The 26,060-nt window shown below is 68.8% G+C and carries 22 protein-coding genes and 2 pseudogenes; 14 read left to right on the forward strand and 10 right to left on the reverse strand.

Annotation, left to right across the window (positions count from 1 at the left end; genetic code table 11):
- The 3 genes from FXN61_RS28865 to FXN61_RS28875 form a co-directional block, all read right to left on the reverse strand.
- Positions 1 to 978: ATP-binding cassette domain-containing protein (locus FXN61_RS28865; RefSeq protein ID WP_246292138.1), on the reverse strand; the 978-nt coding region annotated here is incomplete at its 3' end.
- A 12-nt stretch (positions 979 to 990) separates the two neighbouring features.
- Complete coding sequence (locus FXN61_RS28870) at positions 991 to 2,043, reverse strand: sugar ABC transporter substrate-binding protein (RefSeq protein ID WP_167977159.1); 1,053 nt, start codon at positions 2,041 to 2,043, stop codon at positions 991 to 993.
- Between the two features lie 39 nt (positions 2,044 to 2,082).
- The gene (locus FXN61_RS28875) at positions 2,083 to 3,390 is read right to left on the reverse strand and encodes an enolase C-terminal domain-like protein (RefSeq protein ID WP_167977160.1); all 1,308 of its coding nucleotides are present in this window, start codon (positions 3,388 to 3,390) and stop codon (positions 2,083 to 2,085) included.
- A gap of 266 nt (positions 3,391 to 3,656) precedes the next feature.
- Here FXN61_RS28875 and FXN61_RS28880 point away from each other — a divergent pair, with 266 nt between their 5' ends.
- The 6 genes from FXN61_RS28880 to FXN61_RS28905 all read left to right on the forward strand — a co-directional run bounded on the left by FXN61_RS28880 (position 3,657) and on the right by FXN61_RS28905 (position 12,402).
- Positions 3,657 to 4,343 (forward strand): FadR/GntR family transcriptional regulator, encoded by a 687-nt coding sequence (locus FXN61_RS28880; protein ID WP_167977161.1) that lies wholly within the window; start codon positions 3,657 to 3,659, stop codon positions 4,341 to 4,343.
- Between the two features lie 297 nt (positions 4,344 to 4,640).
- Positions 4,641 to 5,798, forward strand: a complete 1,158-nt coding sequence (locus tag FXN61_RS28885; protein ID WP_312878064.1) for a glycoside hydrolase family 5 protein — start codon at positions 4,641 to 4,643, stop codon at positions 5,796 to 5,798.
- Positions 5,799 to 5,878: 80 nt separating this feature from the next.
- Complete coding sequence (locus tag FXN61_RS28890; RefSeq protein ID WP_167977162.1) at positions 5,879 to 9,043, forward strand: glycosyl hydrolase family 95 catalytic domain-containing protein; 3,165 nt, start codon at positions 5,879 to 5,881, stop codon at positions 9,041 to 9,043.
- Between the two features lie 69 nt (positions 9,044 to 9,112).
- Complete coding sequence (locus tag FXN61_RS28895) at positions 9,113 to 9,259, forward strand: RICIN domain-containing protein (protein WP_167977163.1); 147 nt, start codon at positions 9,113 to 9,115, stop codon at positions 9,257 to 9,259.
- Between the two features lie 41 nt (positions 9,260 to 9,300).
- Complete coding sequence (locus FXN61_RS28900; protein ID WP_312878065.1) at positions 9,301 to 9,435, forward strand: RICIN domain-containing protein; 135 nt, start codon at positions 9,301 to 9,303, stop codon at positions 9,433 to 9,435.
- Between the two features lie 183 nt (positions 9,436 to 9,618).
- Positions 9,619 to 12,402, forward strand: a complete 2,784-nt coding sequence (locus FXN61_RS28905) for an AfsR/SARP family transcriptional regulator (RefSeq protein ID WP_312878066.1) — start codon at positions 9,619 to 9,621, stop codon at positions 12,400 to 12,402.
- Here FXN61_RS28905 and FXN61_RS28910 read toward each other — a convergent pair.
- Both FXN61_RS28910 and FXN61_RS28915 read right to left on the reverse strand, forming a co-directional pair.
- Positions 12,380 to 12,778 carry a Calx-beta domain-containing protein gene (locus FXN61_RS28910; RefSeq protein ID WP_167977165.1) on the reverse strand — a complete coding sequence of 133 codons (399 nt, stop codon included), beginning with the start codon at positions 12,776 to 12,778 and terminating at the stop codon, positions 12,380 to 12,382. The genes FXN61_RS28905 and FXN61_RS28910 overlap by 23 nt on opposite strands.
- Before the next feature lie 73 nt (positions 12,779 to 12,851).
- Positions 12,852 to 13,799, reverse strand: coding sequence for a hypothetical protein (locus FXN61_RS28915; protein ID WP_167977166.1), 948 nt, complete (start codon positions 13,797 to 13,799; stop codon positions 12,852 to 12,854).
- Positions 13,800 to 13,964: 165 nt separating this feature from the next.
- Here FXN61_RS28915 and FXN61_RS28920 point away from each other — a divergent pair, with 165 nt between their 5' ends.
- Complete coding sequence (locus FXN61_RS28920) at positions 13,965 to 15,479, forward strand: discoidin domain-containing protein (protein WP_167977167.1); 1,515 nt, start codon at positions 13,965 to 13,967, stop codon at positions 15,477 to 15,479.
- A 17-nt stretch (positions 15,480 to 15,496) separates the two neighbouring features.
- On the opposite strand, the gene FXN61_RS28925 is transcribed toward FXN61_RS28920, so the two are convergent.
- From FXN61_RS28925 to FXN61_RS28945, 5 genes are read right to left on the reverse strand one after another with little or no spacing between them, the layout of a single operon-like run.
- Positions 15,497 to 15,844 carry an L-rhamnose mutarotase gene (locus FXN61_RS28925; protein WP_167977168.1) on the reverse strand — a complete coding sequence of 116 codons (348 nt, stop codon included), beginning with the start codon at positions 15,842 to 15,844 and terminating at the stop codon, positions 15,497 to 15,499.
- Positions 15,845 to 15,872: 28 nt separating this feature from the next.
- The gene (locus FXN61_RS28930) at positions 15,873 to 17,048 is read right to left on the reverse strand and encodes a mandelate racemase/muconate lactonizing enzyme family protein (protein ID WP_167977169.1); all 1,176 of its coding nucleotides are present in this window, start codon (positions 17,046 to 17,048) and stop codon (positions 15,873 to 15,875) included.
- Between the two features lies 1 nt (position 17,049).
- Positions 17,050 to 17,877, reverse strand: a complete 828-nt coding sequence (locus FXN61_RS28935) for a carbohydrate ABC transporter permease (RefSeq protein WP_167977170.1) — start codon at positions 17,875 to 17,877, stop codon at positions 17,050 to 17,052.
- Entirely contained in the window at positions 17,877 to 18,827 is a 951-nt protein-coding gene (locus FXN61_RS28940; protein ID WP_312878067.1) for a carbohydrate ABC transporter permease, read from the reverse strand. Before FXN61_RS28940 ends, FXN61_RS28935 begins: the two co-directional genes overlap by 1 nt.
- Positions 18,828 to 18,831: 4 nt before the next feature.
- Positions 18,832 to 20,103, reverse strand: coding sequence for an ABC transporter substrate-binding protein (locus tag FXN61_RS28945; RefSeq protein ID WP_167977171.1), 1,272 nt, complete (start codon positions 20,101 to 20,103; stop codon positions 18,832 to 18,834).
- A gap of 157 nt (positions 20,104 to 20,260) precedes the next feature.
- On the opposite strand from FXN61_RS28945, the gene FXN61_RS28950 reads away from it, so the two are divergent.
- The 7 genes and pseudogenes from FXN61_RS28950 to FXN61_RS28980 form a co-directional block, all read left to right on the forward strand.
- Entirely contained in the window at positions 20,261 to 21,040 is a 780-nt protein-coding gene (locus tag FXN61_RS28950) for a FadR/GntR family transcriptional regulator (RefSeq protein ID WP_167977172.1), read from the forward strand.
- 107 nt (positions 21,041 to 21,147) lie between these two features.
- Positions 21,148 to 21,900 carry an SDR family NAD(P)-dependent oxidoreductase gene (locus FXN61_RS28955; RefSeq protein WP_167977173.1) on the forward strand — a complete coding sequence of 251 codons (753 nt, stop codon included), beginning with the start codon at positions 21,148 to 21,150 and terminating at the stop codon, positions 21,898 to 21,900.
- Complete coding sequence (locus FXN61_RS28960; protein ID WP_167977174.1) at positions 21,893 to 22,852, forward strand: aldo/keto reductase; 960 nt, start codon at positions 21,893 to 21,895, stop codon at positions 22,850 to 22,852. Before FXN61_RS28955 ends, FXN61_RS28960 begins: the two co-directional genes overlap by 8 nt.
- 50 nt (positions 22,853 to 22,902) lie before the next feature.
- Positions 22,903 to 23,748 (forward strand): fumarylacetoacetate hydrolase family protein, encoded by an 846-nt coding sequence (locus tag FXN61_RS28965; RefSeq protein ID WP_167977175.1) that lies wholly within the window; start codon positions 22,903 to 22,905, stop codon positions 23,746 to 23,748.
- Positions 23,745 to 24,603: pseudogene (locus FXN61_RS56550) on the forward strand (amidohydrolase family protein). The gene FXN61_RS28965 and the pseudogene FXN61_RS56550 overlap by 4 nt, the downstream one beginning before the upstream one ends.
- Before the next feature lie 20 nt (positions 24,604 to 24,623).
- Positions 24,624 to 25,886, forward strand: a pseudogene (gene larA / locus FXN61_RS28975) (nickel-dependent lactate racemase); the annotation flags it as partial.
- On the forward strand, positions 25,883 to 26,060 hold a 178-nt coding region (locus FXN61_RS28980; RefSeq protein ID WP_167977177.1), incomplete at its 3' end, for a glycerate kinase. The pseudogene larA and the gene FXN61_RS28980, both read left to right, overlap by 4 nt.

The raw sequence follows: 26,060 nt of genomic DNA on the forward strand, positions 1-26,060 counted from the left end.
CTGCCCGGCCGTGGCCGCGAGCCCGCGATCTCCACCGTGCCGGCCGTCGTCGCCCGCAGACCCGCGACCGTCTCCGCGATCTCGATGCGGCCGCTGCTCGCTGCGCCCGCGAGGCCGACGATCTCGCCGGCGCGGACCCGCAACGAGACGTCCTCGTACGCGCCGGCGAGTGACGCGCCTGTCATCTCCAGCACGGGGAGCGGCGTCCGCGTCCGGAGCGCGGTGCGTGCCATCGGTTTCCGCCGCCGCCTCACCGGTCATGGCCGCCACCAGCTCCGCCCGCGGCAGCTCGCCGACCGCGGTGGTCAGGACGTGCCGGGCGTCGCGGAACACCGTGACCACGTCGCAGATCTCGTAGATCTCCTCCAGGTGGTGGCTGATGAACAGGAACGTGACGCCCTGCTGCTGGAGCTCGCGGATCCTGGTGAAAAGCCGCGTGATGGCGGCGGCGTCGAGCTGGGCGGTCGGCTCGTCCAGGATGATGAACCGCGCCCCGAACGAAAGCGCCCTGGCGATCTCCACGAACTGACGCTGCTCGACGTCCAGGTCACCGGCGGGCAGACGCACGTCCACGTCGACCGACCAGGTGTCCAGCAGCTCCCTCGCCTTGCGGCGCACGGTCTTCCAGCTGATCAGCCCGCTGCGGCCGTGGTCGTGCCGGTTGAGGAACAGGTTCTCGGCGACCGTGAGCTCGGGGATGATCGTGGACTTCTGGTAGACGCACGCGACCCGCTGCCGCCACGCGTCGCGGTCGGTGAGCCGGGGAGCAGGCTCACCGGCGAACGTGATGGTGCCCTCGTCCGGTGCCTGCAGTCCGGTGAGGACGTTCACCAGGGTCGACTTGCCCGCCCCGTTGCGCCCGACCAGCGCGTGGGTCTGCCCCTGGTCGATTCTGATGGCGGCCTCGTGCAGGGCCACGGTGGACCCGTACCGCTTCGTCACTCCCGTCGCCTCGACGACGGGCGGAGTTGCGACCATGCCGGCCCCCGCTCAGCTGAGTTTGTTGCCCCACAAGGACTTGTCGTCGTGCTTCAGGCTGGGCACGCCGTCGAACGTGCCGCCGTCCGCGGTCACCAGGGGAGCGGAGAGCTGGTCTTCCAGCAGACCGTCGCGGACCTGGACGATCGTGCTGTCGTGGTCGGTCTTGCCGGGGTTGAACGCCTTGCCGTCGATCGCGGCCTTCAGGTACTGCAGGGCGTACTTGGCGTAGAGGTCGGCAGGCTGCGAGACGGTGGCGTCGATGTGGCCCTCGGCGATGTTCTTGAGCTCCTCGGGGATCCCGTCGTTGGACACGATGAACACGTGCTTGGGATCGGCCGGAGGAACCAGCAGGTCCTTCTGCTTGAGCACCTGGAGCGTTCCTGAGAGCGCGAAGCTGGACTGCATGTAGACGCCCTTGATGTCCGGGTTGGCGGTGAGGTCGGTCTGCAGCTTCTGCGCCGCGACCGCGCCGTCCCAGTTCGTGGCCTCGCCCAGCACGGTGATGCCGGGGTAGTTGCTCTTCATGCAGTCGTTGAACGCCTCGGTGCGGTCGCGGCCGTTGATCGACGCCAGATCCCCTTGCAGCATCACGACCTTGCCCTTGCCGCCGAGCTTGGCGCCGAGGAAACGGCAGGCCTTCTCGCCGTACGCCCGGTTGTCGGCCCGGACCACCATGAAGACGTTGCCGCTGTCGGGCCGGGTGTCGACCGTGACCACCGGGATCTTCTTCGCCGCCAGCTGTTCCAGGGTGGGCGCGATGGCCGCGGTGTCCTGCGGTGCCATCGCGACGCCCTTGACGCCCTGGCTGATGAACGTCTGGGCGTTGGCGGTGAGCTTGGCGACGTCGTTCTGCGAGTTCGTGGTCTTGAGCTCCAGGCCCAGTTCCTTCGCGAACTCGGGGGTGTACTTGATGTACGAGTTCCAGAAGTCGGTGTCGGACCGCGGGTAGTCGACGCCGACCACCGTCCCGCCGCCCGCCCCGGAGCCCGCGGACCCGCAGGCGCTGAGGACGGCGGTGAGGAGCGCGACGAGACCGAGACAGGTGCGAGATCTGGTGTTCACGGCGGATCTCCTTACGGGTGGCGGGATCAGGTGCAAGGCTCAGGCGGTGACCTGCGTGTTCCAGACCGGTCCGTCCGGGAAGCGGTGTGCGGCGACGGACGCGGGACGCAGCTCGGCGCTGATGCCGGGTGCCGTCGGGGTGAGGTAGTGGCCGTCGTGGACGTGCACCGGGTCGGTGAAGTGCTCGTGGAGGTGGTCGACGTACTCGATGACGCGGTTCTCGGTGGTACCGCTGACGGCCACGTAGTCGAACATCGCCAGGTGCTGGACCATCTCGCACAGCCCGACTCCGCCGGCGTGCGGGCAGACCGGGACGCCGAACTTCGCGGCCAGCAACAGGATCGCGACGTTCTCGGTGACACCCGCGGTGCGGCTGGCGTCGAGCTGCAGGACGTCGATCGCGTCCAGTTGCAGCAGCTGCTTGAACATCACCTGGTTGTGGGTGTGCTCGCCGGTGGCGACCTTCACCGGCGCGACGGCCCGGCGGATGGTGGCGTGGCCGAGGATGTCGTCGGGTGAGGTCGGTTCCTCGATCCAGTACGGGTCGTACGGCGCGAGCGCGGCCATCCAGTCGATCGCCTGCCTCACGCCCCACGCCTGGTTGGCGTCGACAGCGATCTTGATGCCGGGGCCGACGGCCTCGCGCGCCAGTCGCAGGCGGCGCACGTCGTCGGCGGCATCGGCGCCGACCTTCAGCTTGATCAGGGTGAACCCGTCGGCGACGGCCTGCCTGGACAGCCGCACGAGCTTCTCGTCGTCGTAGCCGAGCCAGCCGGGCGTGGTCGTGTACGCGGGATATCCCTGGCGCAACAGGTGAGCGGTGCGTGCGGCGCGACCCGGTTCTGCACGCCGGAGGATGTCGAGCGCCTCGTCGCGGGTGAGCGCGTCCTCGAGGTAGCGGAAGTCGACGAGATCGACCAGCTGCTCTGGCGTCAGCTCGGAAAGCAGCTGCCACACGGGCTTTTGCTCCCGGCGCCCGTAGAGGTCCCAGATCGCGTTGACGATCGCGGCGGCGGCCATGTGGATGGCGCCCTTCTCCGGGCCGAGCCAGCGCAGCTGGCTGTCGCCGGTCAGCCGCCGGGAGAACGCGCCGAGATCGCCGAGGACGTCGTCCACGGACAGGCCGGTGACCAGGGGAGCCAGCGCGCGCACGGCGGCGACCTGGACGTCGTTGCCGCGTCCCACGGTGAACGCGAGCCCGTAGCCCTCCGCGCCCTCGCTCGTGCGGATGGTCACGTAGGAGGCCGAGTAGTCGGGCTCGGGGTTCATCGCGTCGGAACCGTCGAGCTCGCGAGAGGTGGGGAACCGGATGTCGGCCGCCTCGACCGCGGTGATCAGCTCGGTCATCGCCCGGTGCTCCCTCGCAGGCGTGTACCTGGCATCGCAACCACCCCTCGTCGTGTGTCAACGGCGTGTCCGCGGCGCAACGACGAAGCCTCGGACATGGGATGGATTTATAGGGTGACGCGGTGTCTGCTGTCTACGGCCGATGGGCTGTTCGACGCTGAAATCGACGATATTGCCAGCTAGCGGTCACTTCCTCCGCCCGTGGTGCCCTGAAGGTGACATCCCATCTCTTCGGCAGAGATGGGATGTGTTGCTACTCTGCGCGGATGTCACTGACCGACAAGGCCATCGGCCGCATCAGGGACCTGATCGGGTCGGGTGAGCTCCCGCCGGGGTCCAAGCTCCCGCCCGAGCAGCAGCTGGCGGCCGAGCTGGGCCTGTCCCGCAACCTCATGCGGGAGGCGGTCAAGGCGCTGGTGGTCGCGCGGGTGCTGGAGATCCGGCGCGGTGACGGCACCTACGTGACGAGCCTGGAACCGGAGGTGCTGCTCGGCGGCATCTCGTCGGCGGTGGAGCTGTTGCGCGGCGACACCCTGCTGGAGCTCACCGAGGTGCGCAGATTGTTCGAACCGGTCGCGACGGGGCTCGCCGCGGCCCGCATCTCCGACCGCGAGCTCTTCGAGGTCGAACAACACCTCCACGCGATGCGCGCGGCGCGGGACGACGTGGAGCTGCTCAACTCCCACGACGCCGCGTTCCACCGCGCGGTCGTCGCCGCCACCGGCAACGCCACGCTGACGACCCTGCTGGAGGGCATCTCCAGTCGCACGGTCCGTGGCAGGGTCTGGCGCGGGCTGGTCGACGACAACGCGGCGAGCCGGACCCTCGCCGAGCACGAGGCGATCTTCCAAGCGCTGGTGGACCGGGACGCCGCGCTGGCGCAGGCCGCAGCCCTGATGCACATCAACACCACCGAGCGGTGGCTGCGCGAGCACGTGGGCCGCGACGGCTGAGCCGGGGCTGCTCAGCGGCCCGTGCCGGGTGTCCACGCCCCAATTGAGTCGAATTCGACGGCAGCCGCCCGAATCGGCGCTCGTACCATTTCGACTCGAATTTCGTCGAAACGTGTCGAACAGTCTCGCGCGAATGGCTTTTGTGACGCAGATGTTGACTCCGAGAGTCGCGCCTGTCACTTTGGATTAACGTCCCGCAGCCGCCGATGCGGCAAGAGAGATTTGGCGTGCTCAAAATCGGAGGAGAACTCTGTGGGTGCAAAAGGGAGAAAGTTCAGGACCGGTTTCCTTGCTGCCGTGCTGACTGCTGCGATGTCCGCTTCTGGCCTGGTCGGCCAGTCCTCTGCCGATACCGTGCAACAGCTGAACGCCGCACAGATCGTCGCGTCCATGGGCGCCGGCTGGAACCTCGGCAACCAGATGGAAGCCATGGTGAACGGCGTCCCCGGTGAAACAGCATGGGGCAATCCGGTCATCACCCAAGCCCTGATCGACAGGGTGAGGGATTCCGGCTTCAAAACGATCCGGATTCCGGTCTCCTACCTGAACCACATCGGTCCCGCACCGAACTACACGGTCAACGCGTCCTGGTTGAACAGGATCCAGGAGGTCGTCAACTACGCCTACAACCGCGGCCTGCACGTGGTGATCAACATGCACGGTGACGGCTACAAGACCATCGGCGGCGCATGGCTGATCTGCGACGTGTCCGACCAGGCCACGATCAGGGCCAAGTACCAGAAGGTCTGGCAGCAGATCGCGCAACGGTTCCAGAACTACGACCAGCGCCTGATCCTGGAGTCGATGAACGAGAACTTCGACGGCACGTGGGGCCAGCCGACCCAGCCGTGCTACTCCAACATCAACGCCTGGAACCAGATCTTCGTGGACACCGTGCGCAGGGCCGGCGGCAACAACTCCTCGAGGTGGCTGCTGGTCCCCGGCTGGAACACGAACATCGACTACACGGCCGGCAACTACGGCTTCGTGATACCGAGCGACCGGTACCGGTCCCCGTCGATCCCGAGCGGCGAGAAGCGCATCATGATCTCCGTCCACTACTACAGCCCGTGGGACTTCGCCGGCGAGGAGAACGACCGGATCACGCAGTGGGGGCGGGGAGCGACGGACTCGTCGAGGAAGTCCACCTGGGGACAGGAGGACTACCTGGACTCCCAGTTGAAGAAGATGTACGACACCTTCGTGACGAAGGGATACCCGGTGGTCGTCGGTGAGTTCGGCTCGATCGACAAGACGTCGGCCGACTCGTCGAACAACCGGTACCGCGCGGACTTCGCCCGCGCCATCGTCGCCACCTCGAAGAAGTACGGCGCGGCAACCGTTTACTGGGACAACGGTGTGAACGGCCGCTACGGCTTCGGCCTGTTCAACCGGAACACTCGCGCAGTGACCCAGCAGGGCGTCATCAACGCCATCATGGCCGGCCTCAGCTGATCAGCTGAGGAGCGTGACCACCGACGGCAGGCTCGGGGCCAGGCACACGGCCTGGCCCCGATCTATCGCAAGGGGGCGATGTGGGCAGGTTCAGGTCGGGTACTCGGCTGTTGGCCGTGGTCACCGGGTTGGTGATGATCGCGTCGACGGGCGTCGGGCTCCGGTCCTCCGGCGTCCCTGTCGCTTCGGCGCAGGCCGCTCCGGACGGCAACACCCTCTGGTACGACGAGCCCGCCACCGACTGGGAGAGCCGCGCGCTGCCCATCGGCAACGGCGCGCTGGGCGCGATGGTGTTCGGCGGTGCGTCCTCGGAACGGTTGCAGTTCAACGAGAAGTCGTTGTGGACAGGTGGCCCGGGCTCGCCGGGGTACAACTTCGGCAACTGGACCTCGGCGCGTCCAGGAGCGTTGCAGGAGGTCGTCGACGTCATCAACCGGGACGGCAAGGCCGCTCCGGACTGGGTGGCCGGCAAGCTCGGCCAGGCCAAGGCCGGGTTCGGCGCCTATCAGACGTTCGGTGACCTGCACCTGGACCTGGCCGGTCAGTCCGGCACGTCCACCGGCTACCGCCGCGAGCTGAACATCGGGGACGCCACCGCCAAGGTGAGGTACACCGACGGCGGTGTGGTCCACGACAGGGAGTACTTCGCCAGTCATCCCGGCAAGGTGATGGTGGGACGGCTGGGCGCGAACCAGCAGGGAAAGGTGTCGTTCAGCCTGCGCTACACCTCACCGCGCAACGACTTCACCGCGTCCGCCGCGAACGGCCGGCTGACCATTCGCGGCACCCTGGCCGACAACGGGATGATCTTCGAATCGCAGATCCGCGTCCTCGCCGACGGCGGAACCGTCACCAGCAGCGGCAGCACCGTGACGGTGTCGGGCGCGAACAGCGCGACCTTCATCGTCGGCGCCGGAACGAACTACGCCGACACCTATCCGAACTATCGCGGCGCCGATCCCAGGAACGCGGTCACGGCCGCGGTGGACGGCGCGGCGGCGAAGTCGTACACGACGCTGCGGGCGGAGCACGTCGCGGACCACAAGGCGTTGTTCGACCGGGTGAAGCTGAACATCGGCCAGGTGATGCCGAACAAGCCCACCGACGACCTGCGTGCCGCCTACACCGGTGGCGCCTCCGCGGACGATCGCGCGCTGGAGGCGCTGTACTACCAGTACGGCCGGTACCTGCTCATCGCGTCCTCTCGTCCCGGGTCGCTGCCTGCCAACCTCCAAGGGGTGTGGAACCAGTCGACCTCGCCACCGTGGGCGTCGGACTACCACACGAACATCAACGTCCAGATGAACTACTGGCACGCCGCACAGGCCAACCTGGCGGAAACGGCCGAGCCGTACGTCCGGTTCGTCGAGCAGCTCAAACCTCCGGGTGAGGTGAGTGCGGCCACCATGTTCGGCACCGGAGGGTGGCTGGTGCAGAACGAGACCAACCCGTTCGGCTACACCGGCGTGCACGACTGGGCGACCGCGTTCTGGTTCCCCGAGGCCAACGGCTGGCTGGCCTCCCAGCTTTACGACCTCTACCGGTTCGGCCAGGACCCGGCGCTGTTGAACAGGGTGTACCCGCTGCTCAAGGGCGCGAGCGAGTTCTGGCTGGCGAACCTGCGCACCGACCCTCGTGACGGCAGGCTCGTCGCCACGCCGTCGTACTCGCCGGAGCACGGCGATTTCACGGCGGGCGACTCGATGGCGCAGCAGATCGTGTGGGGTCTGTTCAGCGACACCATCGCCGCCTCGGCCAAGCTCGGTGTGGACGCCGCGTTCCGCGCACAGGTGCAGGGCGCGCGGGACAAGCTCGACCCCGGTCTGCGCGTCGGTTCGTGGGGGCAGCTGCAGGAGTGGAAGGCCGACCTGGACAGCCGGACCGACGACCACCGGCACGTCTCGCACCTGTACGCGCTGCATCCCGGCCGGCAGATCGCGGCGGGCTCGGCTTTCGGTGAGGCCGCGAAGGTGTCGCTGAACGCGCGCGGTGACGGCGGAACCGGGTGGAGCAAGGCGTGGAAGATCAACTTCTGGGCACGGCTGCTCGACGGCGACCACTCCCACCGGATGCTCTCCGAGCTGCTCAAGAACTCCACGCTGGCCAACCTGTTCGACACCCACCCGCCGTTCCAGATCGACGGCAACTTCGGTGCGACCGCCGGCATGACCGAGATGCTGCTGCAGAGCCAGAACGGCGACGTCCACGTCCTGCCCGCGAAGCCCGGCGGGTGGACCTCGGGCTCGGTTACCGGGCTGAAGGCTCGTGGCAACGTCACCGTGGACGCGTCCTGGACGACAGCGGGCGGCGTGGACTTCACCGCGACGCCTGCTGTCTCGGGTGGCCTGACACTGCGCAGCGGGATCTTCACCGGCGCGTACACGCTCACCGACACCTCGACGGGGCAGGCCGTCAGCGGCACCCGCGACGGTGACCGGATCACCTTCACCGCCGTCGCCGGCCGCACCTACCGGGCAACCAACGCGGTGACATCGCCGCCGGCCAACCCGATCCGCAACCCGAACGCCGGTCGCTGCCTCGACCCGGTCGGCGGCAGCGGCACTGACGGCACCCGCGTGGTGCTGTTCGACTGCAACAACGCCGTGTCGCAGGACTGGCGGTACGTCGCGGCAACGAATGCGTTGGCCGGCAAGGACGGCAAGTGCCTGGACGCCTCGGGTGGCTCGTCGGCCGACGGGACCGGTGTGATCATGTGGGCCTGTTCGGGCAGTGCGAACCAGAGGTGGTCGTTGCAGCCCAATGGTTCGATCACCGGGATCGGTGGCAAGTGCTTGGACGTCAAGGACTCCGGCACCACCAACGGGACCGTGATCCAGCTGTGGACCTGCAACGCCTCGGTCGCCCAGAAGTGGTCGACGGCCCTGGTGAACCCTTCGGCACGCCGTTGCCTCGACGCGGCGGCCACGTCCGGTTCGCAGGTGAAGATCGCCGACTGCGACCGCGGTGCCGCGCAACGGTGGGCGCTCACCGCCTCCGGCGGCGCGATCACCGGCAACGGAGGAATGTGCCTGGACGCCTCTGGCGGCTCGTCGGCCGACGGGACCGGTGTGATCATGTGGGCCTGTTCGGGCAGTGCGAACCAGAAGTGGTCGTTGCAGCCCAACGGTTCGATCACTGGGATCGGCGGCAAGTGCCTCGACGTCGCCGGCGGCTCCACGGCGACCGGAGCCCGGCTGCAGTTGTGGAGCTGCAACGACTCCGGAGCCCAGAGGTGGACCATGTGACGCCGCGCGGGGGCACGTCCGGTCTCCGGCACGTGCTCCCGCGAAGGAAGGTCACGACCGGCGCCCGGGATGGCGGTGGACGTGTCCGCCGGGTCCACATCGGACGGTGCGAACATCATCCAGTGGGGCTACGGCAACGCCGACAACCAGAAGTGGAAGTTCGAGTCCGTGGGCGGAGGCGCGTTCGAGATCTCCAGCCAGAAGAGCGGCAGCTGATCGACGCCTTCGGTGCCTCCACCGCTGACAACGCGAGCGTTGTGCAGTGGGCCGACAACAACGGTGCCAACCAGCGCTGGCAGTTGGTGGACGCCGGCAACGGGTACGTCAAGCTCCGCAACGTCAACAGCGGCAAGGGTGCTCGGTGTGTCCGGGTCGTCCACCACGGCGGGTGACCAGATCCTCCAGGTCCCGGCCACGGGCGCGAACAGCCAGCAGTGGCAGGTGACCCTGGCCGGCTGATCTGCCCCGCCCAGCTGAACTGCCATGAGGGTCATCCTCATGGCAGTTCACGGGGTTCCGCACTTGGTGCGGATCAGCCCTGCCGCCAGTGCATTCCGCAGGCTAACGTACGGGATGTGGGGGGACCACGTGGTGAGGTCCGGATCCTCGGGCCGGTCGAGGTGTGCGGTCCGCACGGTCGGGCCGCGCTGAGCGGCGCCCGGCAACGCAGCGTCGTGGCGGCGCTCGCACTGCGCGCGGGCACGCCGGTCCCGGTCGACCGTCTCGTGGACGTGCTTTGGGGCGACGATCCGCCGCGCACGGCCGTGCGGTCGTTGCACAGTTATGTCGCGCGCGTGCGGCAGGCACTTGCCGACTGCGGTATGCCCGGCGCACTCATGACCAAGCCCGGCGGCTATCAGCTGGACGCGTCCGTCGACGCGGAGCGGTTCGAACGGACCAAGGACCTCAGCCTGTGGCGTGGTGAGCCGCTGGCGGGCACGGAGCTGTTCGGGTGGGGGCGTGCGGAGATCGATCGGTTGCGGGAGCAGCGGATCGCCGCGCTGGAGGTGCACTGGGCCGACCGGCTCAACCGCCAGAACGCGGCAGAGGAGCTGGAACGGCTGGTGGTGAGCCACCCGACCAGGGAACGGCTCGTCGGCCTGCTGATGCGGGCGTTGCACCTCGGCGGAAGGCACGCCGACGCGCTCGAGGAGTTCCACAAGCTCAGATCCCGGCTCGCCGAGGAGTTCGGCGCCGACCCCGGCCCGGAGCTCATCGCACTGCACACCGCCATCCTCCGCCGCGATCCCGCACTGCACGGCACCAGACCCGCCCAACTGCCCGCCCGCGCTGGTCATTTCACCGGTCGCGCCGCCGAGTTCGCGGCGCTCGCCGAGCTGCCACCGATCGTCGTGGTGTCCGGTGTCGCAGGGGTCGGCAAGACCACGTTCGCGGTCGAGTGGGCACATCGCGTGGCCGATCGTTTCCCCGACGGGCAGGTGTTCCTGGACCTGCAACGGCTCACTCCGGCCCAGGCGCTGACCGAGATGCTGCACAGCCTCGGCGTCCCCGCGGACCGGATCCCCGTCGATCCGGCCACGCTGTACCGGACCTTGTTGCACGGCAAGCGTGTTCTCATCCTGCTGGACGACGTGCGCCGCGCGCAGGACGTGCTGCCCCTGGTACCCGGCGACCAGGGGAACCTGCTGCTGATCACGAGTCGCGACACGCTCTCGGCTCTCGGCACGCGTCATGCCGTGCACACCGTGCGCCTCGGCCTGCTGAGCGAGCAGGAGGCACACGCCTTGCTGGCCGGCATTCTCGGCGCACCAAGGGTGTGCGCGGAGTCCGGCGCGACCTCGAACCTGGTCGTCCATTGTGGACGATTACCGCTCGCGCTGCGCATCGCGGCCGCGCGTCTGGCGGTGCGGCCGGGCAGGCGGATCGCCGACCTCGTGCGTGAACTGACCCGCAACGACCCGCTGGACGTGCTGGCCGTCGACGGGGACGACCGCACGGTCCGCACCGTGTTCGCCAGTGCGCACCGCACGCTGAGTCCGCAGGCGGCGCGCCTTTTCCGGGTGCTCGGCGAGCATCCCGGTGCGAGCTTTTCCGCCGACCTCGCCGACGCACTGGGACCGGGTCTCGACGAGCTCGTCGCGTCGCACCTCATCAGCGAGGCAGGGAACGGCCGGTACGCGTTGCATGATCTGATCCGGCTGTTCGCCAGGCAGAGCGGCGACCTCAGCGACGGGGTGGAACGCCTGCTCGACCGGTACCTCACGATCGCCCACGCGGCCAACAACGTGCTCAATCCGCGCCACGACCTCGTCACGCGGCCGCACTGCGACGACCTTCCGTTCGCGGCGAACCGCGTCGAGGTGCTCGCCCACCTCGACGCCGAACGCGACAACGTGCTGCACGTGATCCGGCTGGCGGCACGCTCCGGCCTGCAGCGCGAGACCTGGCAGCTGGCGTACCTGCTGACGAGCTACTTCGAGGCACGCGGCAACTGGGCGGCACGCGTCGAGCAGTGCGAACACGCCGTCAGGGCCGCCCGCGCGCTCGGCGACCAGCGTGCCGAGGCGGAAATGCTGCGCGGACTCGGCATCGCCTTGCAGATGACCTCACGCATCGCCGAAGCCATGGTGGTGCAACGACAAGCGCTCGTCCTGGTACGAGAGGCAGGTGACCTGCGCGGGGAAGCGAGGCTGTACAACAACATCGGCAACGCGCACTCGGAGCTGCGCGAGTTCGACCTGGCGCTGGAGTCGTACCGTGCGGCGACACGCGTGCACCGGGCCGCGGGCGACGAGGTGGGCGTGGCGCTGGCCCGGCGCAACCTCGGTTACACGTACGTCCGGATGGGCCGGCCGGACCTGGCCGTGGAGCCGTTGTTCGCGGCGCTGGAGACGTTCCGCGCCGAGGCGAACCCGCGGCTGGAGGCGGCGACGCTGATGTCACTGGGCAACGCCTTCCACCAGCTCGCCGATCTCGCACCGGCGCTGCGCTACTTCGGCGACGCCCTGCGGATCAGCCGCGAGGTCACCGACCACCGCTTCGAGGCGGACGCGCTCATCGGTCTCGGCGTCACTCAGCTCGCGCTCGGAGATCCAGCCGTGGCACGGGAATGCCTGGCCGGCGCACTCGCGGTGTGCCGCGCGCTCGGCGACCGGCACCGCGAGGCGTCGACGTTGCACCACCTCGGCGAGGCCGAGCGCGCACTCGGTGACCTCGGCGCTGCCCGTGATCACCTCGCGGCCGCACTGGCGGCCCGCGCCCAGGCGCCGGACCTGTTCGCCCAGGCCCAGGTCCACCGCACGTTCGCCGACCTGGAGGGCCGGTACGGGCGGTGGACCGAGGCCGCTCGGCACTGGGCTCAGGCCGTGGCGCTGTTCACCTCTTGCCGGCGATCGTGAACACGGCGACGCTCTTGCCGATCTGGCCGGGTTTCACCGCGGTGATCTGCAGGGTGAACTGCTTCTGCCGGTCGTCCAGGCGCAGCACGGTGTAGGGCACCTCGGCGTGGTCTGCACCCGCTTTGATCGTGACCGTTCCGCTCGGCTCGGCTCGGTAGTCCTCACCCTGCTTCGCGGTGCCGTCGACGAACTTGTACGACACCTCGACGTTCTGCTTCGCCGCGCCGTTGCGCGACTTCAGCACCGCGGCGTAGGTGCCTGCCCTCTCGTGCACCGGCCCGTCGTACGCGTCCACGACGATGGGACAGTCCGGAGGCTTGCACTCCGCTGCTCCTTGTGCGGGCACGATTCCGAGCAGAAGCAGTAACAACACCATGATCGTCTTCATTGACAACCCCCTCGGTGGGTCCGTCTTCGTTCAACGGAGACGGACCCGCCGAGGCTGATACTCATTCCTTCTCGTTGATCCGGTATTCCGCGCCGCCGAGGTCCACGCCCTGGGCGTCGACCTGGTGCACCTGCAGGACGGCGGGATCCGCGTCCACCTCGGTCGCGAACGTCAGCCCGGTCTCGACGCGTTCACCGGCCTTGAGCGCCAGCCCGTCGATGCGGGCGAACTTGGGCTCGACGATCTGGACCTCTGTCTCACCCACGGGTTTCACCCCGGTGCCCTTCTGCCCGGCAGCCCGCCACCGTGCCGCGAGCTCCCGTCCGAGGTCGATCGTCACCGTGCCCGCGAACGGCCGCTCGGACTGCTCGAAGATCAGGCTCTGCCTGGTGTCGAACGGCTCCGGGTTGCCGATCGTGTACGGCACCCGGATCGGTCTGAACGGGTACACCCGCACGGAGTCGACGTTGCGCCACGCGATGTTGTTGTTCCGCTGTGCGTTGAGCTGCGTGTTGGCGCCCTCGGCCACCGTCATCGGATCAGCGGCCGACACCCATCTGGCGAGCAGGCAGAAGTGCGCAGGACCTGGCACGTTCCAGCCGGGCCACGTGATCATGACCGTGGTGCCGCCCGCCGGCACACTCGTACCCGCGCCGCCGATGTAGGTCCAGCCGCCGGGCCACGCCGTCCCGCCGCCGAGGTTGCTGCGGTACAGGTGGAGGCCGCCGTCCACGGTGCCGAAGGCGCCGGGCTTGCGCCGCAACGTGATGAAGACGTAGTTGTCCGCTCCCACGATCGGCTTCTTCGACACCGCGCAGGGCACCGGTGTCCAGCACACCTTGATGTCCGGGCTGAAGTAGATGCTGCCGACGCTGGGCTCGTTGCCCACGTCGCTGACGTTGTCGCGCACGTAGACGTCGCGGTAGTACGGCGTGGCACTCGCCGCCGGCACGCCGAGCGTCACGACCACCAGCAACCCGGCCAGTATCGCCGCCAACTTGGTTTTCACCGTGTCCTCCCTCGGTTGTGGTCTGGGACCGAAGAAGTACAGGCGTGCTGTTGTAGCGCGGTTGTCGTGCTGTTGTCAGCAGACGAACGGGTCTGGCAGACACCGGGAAATGTTCGGCAGCATCGGCACGAGACAAGCCTCCCCTGCGAACTCATCGAGGTCTGCATGACGGTTCGGATGAAGGCGCCCCAGGCGCTCGTGTCGTTGAGCGTGCTCACCTTGTCCCTGATCGCCAGTTCGCCGGTCGCGACTGCGGCCGCCACCAACCTGGCGCTGAACAGACCGGCCACGGGTTCCGCCGCGTGTGCGAGCGCCGAAGGGCCGGAGAAGGCCGTCAACGGCAGCGTCACCGGTGGCAACAGCGACAAGTGGTGCTCGACGGCAGGCAGCAAGTTTCTTCAGGTCGACCTCGGCGTGCCCGCGTCGATCACCGGTTTCACCGTCAAGCACGCGGGCGCCGGCGGCGAGCCGGCGATGTACAACACCAAGGCGTTCGGCATTCAGCTGTCCGCCGACGGCAGCACGTGGACCACTCCGGTGACTGTCACGGACAACACCGCGAACACGACGACGCACTCGATCGCCGCGACCAACGCCCGCTACGCGAAACTCGTTGTCACCACACCGACTCAGAGCACCGACCAGGCCGCGCGGATCTACGAGTTCGAGGTCTACGGCACCAGCAGCGGCACCCCTGGCGGCGGCACCATCACGGTGTTCGACCACATCCCGCAGTTCGGCATCTACACCAGCGGCGACCCGGTCGGCTACACCCCACCCGCCGGCGTGCTGATGTGGAACCGGGGCACCGAGTTCGCCAGAAAGCTGACCGACACGGAGAAAACGCTGATCGGTGACGACCTGCGGGTGCGAGTGAGCTATCACGCGCAGTGCGACAACTACGACCGGATCGGCACGGTGTTCTACGTTGCCGTGCCGAAGGGCACCACACCGACCGCGACCACGCCGAGGGTGACCCTGCAGGACTTCATCACCCCGTTCAGCAACTACTGGCGGGGTGCCAAGGCGAACTACACCTTCCCGGACGCCGACCTCGGACCGTACGCGGGTGCGCTGGCAGACCCGGACAAGGACGTCTACCTCGGCATCGGCGGCGGCTCGAACCCGTACCGCGGTGATCCGTGCGACTCGCATCCCGAGGTCACCCCGGAGTTCAGGGCGATCGGCTTCAAGTACTCGATGTCGCTGATCTCCACCGTGACGCTGACCGCGCGGGATCACGACGTCGCGGGGATGATCTCCGGCGTCCGTGAGACCACCAACTCGATCACCGCGGGCCCGGTCGCGCACACCGCGGCCGGCAACCGCGGCGACATCGCGCTGGTGATCGCCGGCTACGGCTCGGTGGCGGGCGGTGAGGAGTACTCCAACACCACGGTCACCGTGTCGGTGAACGGCACCAGGGTCGGTTCGTTCTCCACCGCGGTGGACTGCGCGAGCCTGGAGCAGTACAGCCCGGACGGGAACCCGGGGATCTTCCGCAACAACACCACCAGCAACCCCCGCAGCTGGTGCCCCGGTGGATTGATCCCGAGCCGGTACTTCCCGACCGGTGACATCGCAGGAAAGGACGTCTCCGTCACCATCGGCATCGACCGCCGGGTGCCGTACGCCGGCGACTCCGGCTATCGCACCAGCGTTTCCCTGCTGGAGCACTGATCCCCGGCACCGGCCGGTCAGGACGCCCTGGGGTCGTGCAGGTGCCAGACCTCCTGCATCGGCGCCCACCGGTGTCCGGACCCGGCCGGTGCCAGGGACTCCTGGCACGGGTCGGTGAAAGTCCACCAGCGCTGGGTTTCAGGGTCGGCGGCGATGCGGGCCTGGTCGGCGTCGTGGTCGTCCCCGAGGTACTCGTAGTAGCCGAAGAGCAGGTCGCCGTGCAGGAAGATGGTGAAGTTGCGCATGTTCGCGTCGAGCATGGTCTGTTCGACGGCGGGCCAGACCGCGGAGTGCAGCCGCAGGTACTCCTCGCGTCGCTCCGGGCGCAGCCGGATCACCATGCCGTAGCGCTGTGGACCGTCCATTGTGGTCTCCTGTGAAAGCCGGTTCTGCCTATGCGTTGACTGTGGCGCTGTCGGCGTCCGGCTCGACGGCGTGCAGGCGGTGCCCCGCGCGTTCGGGCCGGATGTGCGAACCTCCGGACGCCGGGTGGGGGAGGAGATGGCTCGACGCGGCGATCTTCTCCTCGTCGATGCGCACGCCCAGGCCGGGACTGTCGCCGAGCACGTAGGCCCCGTCCTCGACGTGCAGGTCGAGGGAGACGCCCAGTGGTGGCCGCAAGTCCTGCAGTTCGCTGACCAGGTGGTTGGGCACCGACGTGGCCGCGTGCAGCAGACCGACCGGCGTGGTGCCGATCGGGCTGACCGGCAGGTCGTGGGCGTGGGCGAGAACGGCGACCCGCAGGAAGTGTGTGATGCCCCAGACCGCTGCGGTCTGGACGATGTCGACGGCTCCTGCCGTGATGAGCGGGCGGTGCTGTTCGAGCCCGGTGAGGTTCTCCCCGGTGGCGACCGAGGCGCGGACGCCGCGGCCGACCGCTGCGTGCCCTTCCACGTCCCAGCGCCGGACCGGCTCCTCGATCCAGGTCAGGTCGAGAGTGTCCTCGAGCTCGCCGACGTGGCGGACCGCCTGCTTGCGCGTCCAGGTCTCGTTCACGTCCAGCATCAGGCTTGGCCGCGCACCGTGGCCCGCGTCGGTGAGGACGTCGCGGACCAGGCCCAGGCGCTGCCGGTCCCGCTCGACGTCGAGACCTCCCTTGATCTTCGCCGCGCGCAGCCCGTGGTCGGCGTAGTTCTGGTACACCGCAACGAACTCGTCGTCGTCCAGCGCGATGTCCAGACCCGAGGCGTAGGCGGGCACGCGGCGGTCGCGTCCGCCGAGCAGCCGCCACAGCGGTTCTCCCGCCGCCTGCGCCTTGATGTCCCACAGCGCGGTGTCGAGGGCGCCGATGGTGCCGAACACCGCGCCGGCGTGGCCCGCCTTGAACATCCGGCGCAGCATCCGGTCGTAGAGGGCGGTGACGCACCTCGGGTCCTCGCCCTCGATGGCGGCGAAGACGGTCTCGATCTCCACGTGCGGTCCGAGACCGACACCGGTGATGCCGGCGTCGGTCTCCACGACGACTATCGGAACCCGGACGAGGCCGTCGGTGTAGACGCCGTTGGCGTCGCCGACCACACGGCCCCAGTCCTGGACGGTGGTGAGGGTCCGCAGACCAGTGATGCGCATGTCAGCCCTTCGTGGACCCGGCGGTGACCCCGTCGGCGATCTGTCGTTGCAGGAACAGGTAGACGACGAGGACGGGGATCGCGGCGATCAGCACGCCGGACGCGAACGTGGGGATGTCGTCGGAGTACTGGCCGCGCAACGACGTGACCCCGACCATGAGCGTGCGGTTCTCAGCCGACGGCATCATCAGCAGGGAGATGAGCACGTCGTTCCAGCAGAACAGGGCGTTGAGCACGCCGACCGACAGCAGCGCAGGAGCGCCGATCGGGAGCATGATCCGCCAGTAGACCCCGTACACCGTGTTGCCGTCGATGCGCGCGGCATCGACGATCTCCGGCGGCACGGTCGAGTAGTAACTGGTCAGCAAGAAGATCGTGAACGGCAGGAACTGCGCCACGTACGCGAGGATCAGTCCCGGATAGGTGTCGATGAGGCCGGTGTCCGCCATGATCCGCGCGAGCGGAACCATGATCACCTGGAACGGGATGAACAGCGCGGCGAGCATGGCGAGGAAGAGGGTCGACGAGCCGCGGAAGCGCAGCCGTCCGAGCGCGAAGCCCGCCATCGACCCCAGCAACAGCAGCAGCGCCACCGAGCACGTCACGACGATCACCGAGTTCAAGAAGTACTTCGACATCCCGACGCTCGTCCACGCCTTGACGATGTTGGCCCAGCTGGGCGAGTCGGCGGGGGAGAACCGGTCGAGGACGTACTCGCGGCGGGTCTTCATGGCGACGTTGGTGGTGAAGACCAAGGGGTAGATCGTGGCCAGCGCGAGCGCGGCCATCGGTATCGCGACGACCCATCTGGTCAGCCGGGTGCCGGACATCAGTCCTCCTTGCCCGCGCGTCGAAGGATGCCGATCTGGGCGAGTCCCACCACGAGCATGATCAGGAACAGGGCGGTGGACGCCGCGGAGGCGAGCGCGGGCTGGTTCATCCGCCCCTGCTGGATCCAGACGTAGAACTCGGGCAGGTAGGTCGACCCCTCCGGCCCGCCGCCGGTCATCACGTAGATCAGGCCGAACATCGACGTCAGCATGCCGATCATCGTGGTGACGAAGACGAACTGGATCGTGCGGGACAGGCTGGGAACGATGACGTGCCAGATCGTCTGCGGCAGTGACGCGCCGTCCACCTTCGCCGCGTCCAGCAGTGAGGAGTCGAGGGTGGCGAAGCCGGCGAGGAAGACGACCAGCGCCATGCCGAACGTCCCCCAGACGTGCACGCCGACGACCGCGAAGATCGCCACATCGGGATCGCCGAGCCAGTCGACCGGCCCGATGCCCATACCGCCGAGCAGCGCGTTCAACGGACCGTCGAAGGCCAGCAGCAGGTTGAAGATCGCGCCGACGATCACCGGCGAGAGCACGGCGGGGAAGAAGTAGACGCCGCGGTAGAGCCGATGTCCCGGCACCCGCAGGTAGATGAACGTGGCGAGCAGTCCGGGGATCGCCACCGCCACCGGCAGCAGCAGGACGAGCAGGCCGACGTTGCGCAACGCGGTGAGGAACAGCGGATCACTGAAGAGGGTCAGGTAGTTGTCGAGGCCGACCAGCACGCCGTTGCGGTCGCCGTCACCGGTGAAGGAGAAGTTGACCCCGAGCACCAGCGGCCACAGCCGCAGCCCGACGATGATCAGCACGGCCGGTGCCACGAGGACCAGGGGAGCCCAGCGCTCGGCACGTCCCCCTGCGCGGTTGCGCCGGGGGATGCGCGCGGTCCCCCCTGCGGGCCCGGCCGCAGCCTGGCCCGCGGGAGAAAGGGAAGGTGCCGCCACGTCGTCAGCCCGTCTTGTCGGAGGCAGCCAGCTGCTGCACCACGTCGTCCACTGTGGCCGATCCGCTGAGCAGCTGCTGGGAGAGACGGCCCATGAGGTCGAGCGTCTTGGACGACAGGGCGACGTGCAGGGCGGGCTTTCCGGACTTCACCTGCGAGACGATCGTCTTGACGGCCGGGCCGCTCGCGGAGGTGTCGATCGTCGTGTCGGACGCGATGGCGCCGCCGTCGAGGTAGAACGCCTTCAGGGCGTCGGTCGAGGTCAGCGAGCGCACCAGGTCCGCGGCGACCTTCGGGTCCTTGGTCCACTTCGCGACCGCGTAGCCGATGCCGCCGTCGTAGGCCAGGCTCGGCTTCGCCGCAGGGTTGACCACCGGCGCCTGCATGACGCCGACCTTCTCCGGGGTGAGGAACTCGGCGAAGTCCTTCCAGTGCCCGACGTCGGACATCAGGCCGATGACGTTCGCGGCCTTGCCGGAGTTGAAGAGCCCGAACGCGTCGTTGAACATCGCGGTGGAGTTGGCGCCGTCGCTGTTGAGCCCGGCGTCGCCCGTCTGCTTCCAGAGCTCGAAGATCCGCTTGACGTCCGGCGAGAACCAGTTGCGCTTACCGGCGATCCAGTCGTCGTACTCTTGCGGGGTCAGAACCGCCGATCCCATGGCCGACAGGAAGAACTGGATGCCGTAGCCCTCCTTGTTCCCCTGCGCGAAGCACTTCGCACCGGTCTTCTGTGAGACGACGCCGCAGTTCTTGACGAAGTCGTCCCACGTCTTGGCTGGAACATCGGGGCTGAGGCCGGCCTTCTGGTAGAGGTCCTTGTTGTAGTAGATGGGGTGCCCCTGCAGGGTCACCGGCTCGGCGAAAACCTTGCCGTCCTTGGTGAACGCGTCCCAGCCGGCCAGCCGCTGCTTGTCGTCGGCGACGTAGGAGTCCAGCGGGGCGAGCGCGTCGGCCCTGTCGCGGATCTGCCCGCCGCCGTTGAAGAGAACGACGTCGGGCCCCTTGCCTGCCTGGATCGCCGCGCCGAGCAGGGTGTAGTACTGGTCGAACGGCTGGGCCACGAACTCGACCTTCACGCCGGGGTGCTTCTTGGCGAAGTCGGCCTTGGCCTTCTCCACGTAGCCTGCCGCCTTCGGGTCACCGGACTTCCAGTCCCAGACCACGAGCTTGTCGGCCGAACCGCCGGACGAGGAGCCCGGCCCGGCCGCGCTCCCGCAACCCGCTGTCAGCGTCAGTCCCACCACCAGGGCGACAGACCACAGTGTGCGCTGCTTCATTGCTGGCTCACTTCCCGAGACGGTGGCCGGGCGGCGAACGGCCCGACGAAGTGGTGCTGAACGTAATTCGTATGACGTATTACGTCAACGCCCGATTGTCGGTACACTCGGCCGCACGCTCCGCCGCATCAGCGAGTGGGGCGCAACCGGAGGAAGAATGACGGCATCAGGCCAGCAACCGAGCGCGGCCGTGAGCGCGCTCGCCGCCCCGAACTGGGCGCGCCGGCCGGCGAACCTGGCCAGGGCGATCACCACCGAGCTCGTGGAACGGATCGTGCGCGGCGATCACCCCTCCGGCACCTCGCTACCGCCGGAACCGGTGCTGTGCGAGACCTTCTCGGTGAGCAGGACCGTCATCCGCGAAGCGATGAAAGTCCTGCAGGAGAAGGGTTTGGTGCAGGTGCGTCAGGGTGCGGGCACCCTGGTGACCCCGCCGTCGATGTGGAACGTGCTCGACGAGCTCGTCCTCGGGGCCGTCGTCGCCGAGGACGAGACGCTGGGTGTCCTCGACGACCTGGTGGTCACCCGCCGGTTGCTCGAGTCCGACATGGCTCTGGTCGCCGCTCGTACCGCCGGCCAGGACACCGTCGACGAGCTGCGCGCTCTCGTGGATCTCATGGACCAGCTGGTGGACGACCCCATCGCCTATCGTGAACAGGACAGGGTCTTCCACGACACGATCATGCGGACTTCCGGCAACCGGATCGCCAGGGGTGTTGTGCGAGCACTGGAGAGTCAGGTCGTGAACACCGCCAGCTACATGGGCAGAACCGATCGCGACCTGTGCGTGGCCTCGAACCGGGGACACCGCCGCATCTGCGAGCGGATCGCGGCACACGACCCGGACGGCGCCGCCGCGGCCATGTTCGCCCACATCACCGAAGCCTGGCTCGTGCGTCGCAGTGACGCGGGAGACCCCGAGCGCCTGGAACGTTAGTTCGCTGACGTCGCGCATCGGTTGGCGGACAAGGGTTCCGTCCACGCGGTGCGGTTGCGACGCGCGTCAGATCCCTGCAAGCAGTCGACGAACGGAGCGAATGGGTCATGGGTGACTTCGACGGGCTGGTGGCTCTGGTCACCGGTGGTGGCTCGGGCATCGGCCGGAGCACGGCCGAGCTGTTGTCCGGCCGCGGTGCGCGGGTCGCTGTGCTCGACCTGGCGGCGAACGGCCTGCCGGAGGAGATGTTGTTCGTGCGCGCGGACGTCACGGACGACCAGAGCGTCCGCGACGCCGTGGCGGCGGTGGTCGAGCACTTCGGTGGCATCGACGTCGTGGTGAACAACGCGGGGATCGGCGCACAGGGTGACGTGGCCGCCGCGACCGACGACGAGTGGCTCAAGGTGTTGGACGTCAACGTGGTGGGGATGGCCAGGGTGGCCCGCGCCTGCCTGCCGCACCTGCGGAACTCCCGTGCCGCCGCCATCGTGAACACCGGTTCGATCGCGGGAACCGCCGGCCTGCCGCAGCGGGCGGTCTACTCGGCGAGCAAGGGCGCGGTGCACGCGTTCACGCGGGCGCTCGCCGCCGACCACATCCGTGAGGGCATCAGGGTGAACGCGGTCGCGCCCGGCACCGCCGACACCCCGTGGGTGCGCAGGCTTCTCGACTCGGCTCCCGATCCGGCGGCCGAGCTCGCGGCGCTGGAGGCCAGGCAGCCGCACGGCCGGCTGGTGAGCGCCGACGAGATCGCCGGGGCGATCGCTTACCTCGCCAGCCCGTTGTCGGGTTCGACCACCGGGACCGTGCTCGCCGTCGACGGCGGCATGGACGCGTTGCGGTTGCGTCCCCGTGGCTGACGCCGTCAGCCGGTTGGGGCTCGGCACCTCGCCGCTGGGCAACCTGTACACCGAGGTGACCGAGCACGAGGCCCGCGCCGTGGTCGACGCGGCGTGGGAAGCCGGCGTCCGGATCTTCGACACCGCTCCGCACTACGGGCTGGGACTGGCGGAACGACGCCTCGGTGCCGCGTTGAAGGACCGTCCGCGCGACGAGTTCGTGTTGTCCACCAAGGTCGGGCGGCTGCTGGTGCCTGATCCCGATGGAGCGGGGCCGGACCCCGAGGGCTTCGCGGTTCCGGCAACGCTGCGCCGCGAGTGGGACTTCAGCGCGGACGGCGTGCGGCGCAGCCTGGAGTCCTCGCTCGACCGTCTCGGGCTCGACCGGGTGGACGTGGTCTACCTCCACGACCCGGACGACCACTGGGACCAGGCGGTGGGCGAGGCGATGCCCGCGCTGGCAGAGCTGCGCGAGCAGGGCGTGATCGGCGCGATCGGGGCCGGCATGAACCAGTGGCAGATGCTCGCGCGGTTCGTGCGTGAGTCCGATGTGGACTTTGTTCTGCTCGCCGGTCGTTACACCTTGCTGGAGCAGCCCGCGCTGGCCGAGTTCCTGCCGCTGTGCGCCGAGCGTGGAGTGGACGTGCTCGCCGCTGGACTCTTCAACTCGGGTCTGCTGGCCCGGCAGGACGTGCCGGACGACGCCACCTACGACTACCGGACCGCGCCCGCGGACGTTGTGGGCCGCGCCCGGCGGATCGCCGCGGTCTGCGCGAGGCACGGCACGACGCTGCCTGCCGCCGCGTTGTGGTTCCCCTTCGGGCACCCGGCGGTGACCGGCGTCGTCATCGGCGCCCGCACCCAGGCCGAGGTTCGCGCGAACGTCGAGGCGCTCTCGGTACCGCTTCCTCCGAAGCTGTGGGCAGAACTGCGCGACGAAGGACTGCTCGACGCCGGCGTACCGGTCCCGTGACCCAGAACGGCCCAGAAACGGCTTCGACTCGAACGGAGTGAGGAACGGCAATGCGACTGCTGCGAGTGGGCGATCCCGGCACCGAGGTTCCCGTGGTGCTGGACGAGGCCGGCCATGCACGCGACCTGCGTCCCTTGACGAGTCAGATCAACGGTGACTTCCTGGCCGGCGGTGGCGTGGCGCGGGTGCGCGACGCCCTGACAGGTCTTCCGGAGCTGGACATCACCGGGCTGCGGATCGGTGCGCCGGTCGCCCGCCCCGGTGCCCTGGTGTGCATCGGGCTCAACTACTCCGACCACGCGGCCGAGACGGCGGCGGAACCGCCCAGCGAGCCAGTGGTGTTCATGAAGAACACCAACACGGTCATCGGGCCGAACGACACCGTGCTGGTGCCCAGGGCGAGCGTGAAGACCGACTACGAGGTGGAGCTGGCCGTCGTGCTGGGTGCCACCGCGCGCTACCTGGAGAGCCCGGACGACGCCGCGGCGGTGATCGCCGGTTACGCGATCTCCAACGACGTCAGCGAGCGCGAGTTCCAGATCGAGCGTGGCGGACAGTGGACCAAGGGCAAGTCGTGCGAGACGTTCAACCCGTTGGGGCCGTGGCTGGTCACCGCCGACGAGATGGGCGATCCGCAGGCACTCGGCCTGAGGCTGAGCGTCAACGGCGAGCTCCGGCAGGACGGCAACACCAAGAACATGCTGTTCGGAGTGCACCACATCATCTGGTACCTCAGCCAGTTCATGGTTCTGGAACCCGGTGACGTGGTGAACACGGGCACGCCGGCGGGTGTGGCGCTCGGGGTCAACGACTTCGAGTACCTGCGCGCGGGCGACACCATCGAGGTCGGCATCGACCGTTTGGGCGTGCAGCGGCAGTGGGTCGGTCAGGCATGACCGCGATGCGCCGGATCGACGCCCACCACCACCTGTGGGACCTCCCGGCCCGGCCGCAGGACTGGCTCGACGGGCCGGACCTGAAGGTGATCCGGCGCGACTTCGGGCCCGCGGACCTGCGTGCGGTGACCGGACCGGCCGGGGTGGACGCCACGGTGCTGGTCCAGGTGCTGAACGACATCGACGAGACGGCGGAGTTCCTTGCTGTGGCGGGGAAGTCCGACCTGATCGCCGGGGTCGTCGGATGGGTCGACCTCACCGCGCCGGACGTGGCGGAGCAGCTGGACCGGCTGCGCACCGGGCCGGGAGGCGACCGGCTGGTCGGCATCCGGCACCTGGTGCACGTCCGAGCCCGACCCGGACTGGCTGATGCGTCCCGGTGTGATCGCGGGACTGCGCGCGGTGCGCGACGCCGGGCTGGCCTACGACGTGCTGACCCGTCCGCACCAGCTGCCCGCGGCGGTCGTGGCGGCGCGAATGGTGCCGGACCTGGTGTTCGTGCTGGATCATCTGTCCAAACCGCACATCGCCGGCCGGTCGCTGGAGCCGTGGGCGACGCATCTGGCGGCGCTGGCCGCCGAACCGAACGTGTCCGCCAAGCTGTCCGGTCTCGTGACCGAGGCCGGTCCACAGTGGACTGTCAACGAGCTGCGGCCCTACGCCGAGGTCGCGCTGGAGGCGTTCGGGCCGGACCGGCTGATGGTGGGCACCGACTGGCCGGTCTGCCTGCTCGCGGCCTCCTACGGCGAGGTGCTTGCCGCCGCGGACGAGTTGGTCGCCGGTCTCTCCGCCGCCGAGCGCGGCCAGGTTCTCGGTGGCACGGCCGAGCGCGTCTACCGGTTGGGGAAGAGCTGATGCGCACCGTCCGGCTCGCCTACGGCGAAACGGGACTGGACCTGCACGTCGACCCGGCGGTGACCACGGTCGTGGCGCCGAAGCACCACCGGGTCACCGAACCGCCGCGGGAGGTCCTCCGCCGGGCACTGCGGTCCCCGGTCGCGGGCCAGCCGTTGCGGGACCGCGTGCGCCGTGGTCAGACCGTCGCCATCTCCGCCTGCGACGGGACGCGGCCACAACCCAGGCACCTGATGATCCCGGCGATCCTGGAGGAGCTCGACGGACTGGTCGACCTCGCCGACGTCGTGGTGCTGGTCGCGACCGGCACGCACCGCGGCAACTCCGAGGCCGAGCTGCGCGAGATGTTCGGCGACGAGGTGGTCGACACGGTGCGGATCGTCAACCACGACGCTCGCGACCGCGGCAGCCTGACGTGGATGGGCGAGCTCGGCGCGGGTGTTCCGGTGTGGCTCAACAGCGAATGGGTCGCCGCGGACGTGCGCATCACCACCGGTTTCGTCGAACCGCACTTCTTCGCCGGGTTCTCCGGCGGGCCGAAGCTGGTCGCGCCCGGCCTCGCCGCACTGGAAACGGTGCTGGTGCTGCACGACGCGTACCGGATCGGGCACCCGCGGGCGACGTGGGGCGTCATCGAGGGCAACCCGGTGCACGACGACGTGCGCGCCATCGCGGCCGCCACCGGCGTGACGTTCGGCTTCGACGTGGTCCTCAACCAGAACAAGGAGGTCGTCGCCGCGTTCGGCGGCGACCTGCGGGCGATGCACGCCGCGGCCGTGCGCACCGCTCGTGAGGTCGCCATGCAGCCTGTGCCCCAGCACTTCGACGTGGTGGTGACGACCAACTCCGGCTTTCCGCTCGACCAGAACCTGTACCAGTCGGTGAAGGGCATGTCGGCCGCCTACCAGGTGGTCAAGCCGGGCGGCACGATCGTGTGCGCGGCCGAGTGCCGCGACGGTTTTCCCGACCACGGTTCGTACCGCGAGGTGCTCGCTTCCGCCGACTCGCCGGCGGCGTTGTTCGCGGAGATCTCCGCGCGGGAGGTCACCGTGCCGGACCAGTGGCAGGTGCAGATCCAGGCCCGCATCCAGTCCGACTGCCGGGTGGTCATGCACACGTCGCACCTCAGCGACGCCGACCTGGCCACGGCGCATCTGGAGCAGACCTCGGACATCTCTCTTGCGGTGGCCGAGGCCCTCGCGGCGGCAGGGCCTGGTGCCCGCCTGTGCGTGCTTCCCGAAGGCCCGCAGACGATCCCGTACATCGACGGAGCACGTCGATGAACGGCGCGGTGCTGGTCTGCCTGGACAAGTTCCGCGGCTGTCTCACCGCCGCGGAGGCCTGTGTCGCGGTCGCGTCCGGAGTGTCCGGTGCGGGCGGCCGCGCGGTGGCGATGCCGGTGGCCGACGGCGGTGAAGGCACGGTGGCCGCCCTGGTGCGCGCCGGGTACCGCGAGG

This window comes from Lentzea indica, from assembly GCF_012184385.1.
In the GTDB taxonomy this organism is placed as follows: domain Bacteria; phylum Actinomycetota; class Actinomycetes; order Mycobacteriales; family Pseudonocardiaceae; genus Lentzea; species Lentzea indica.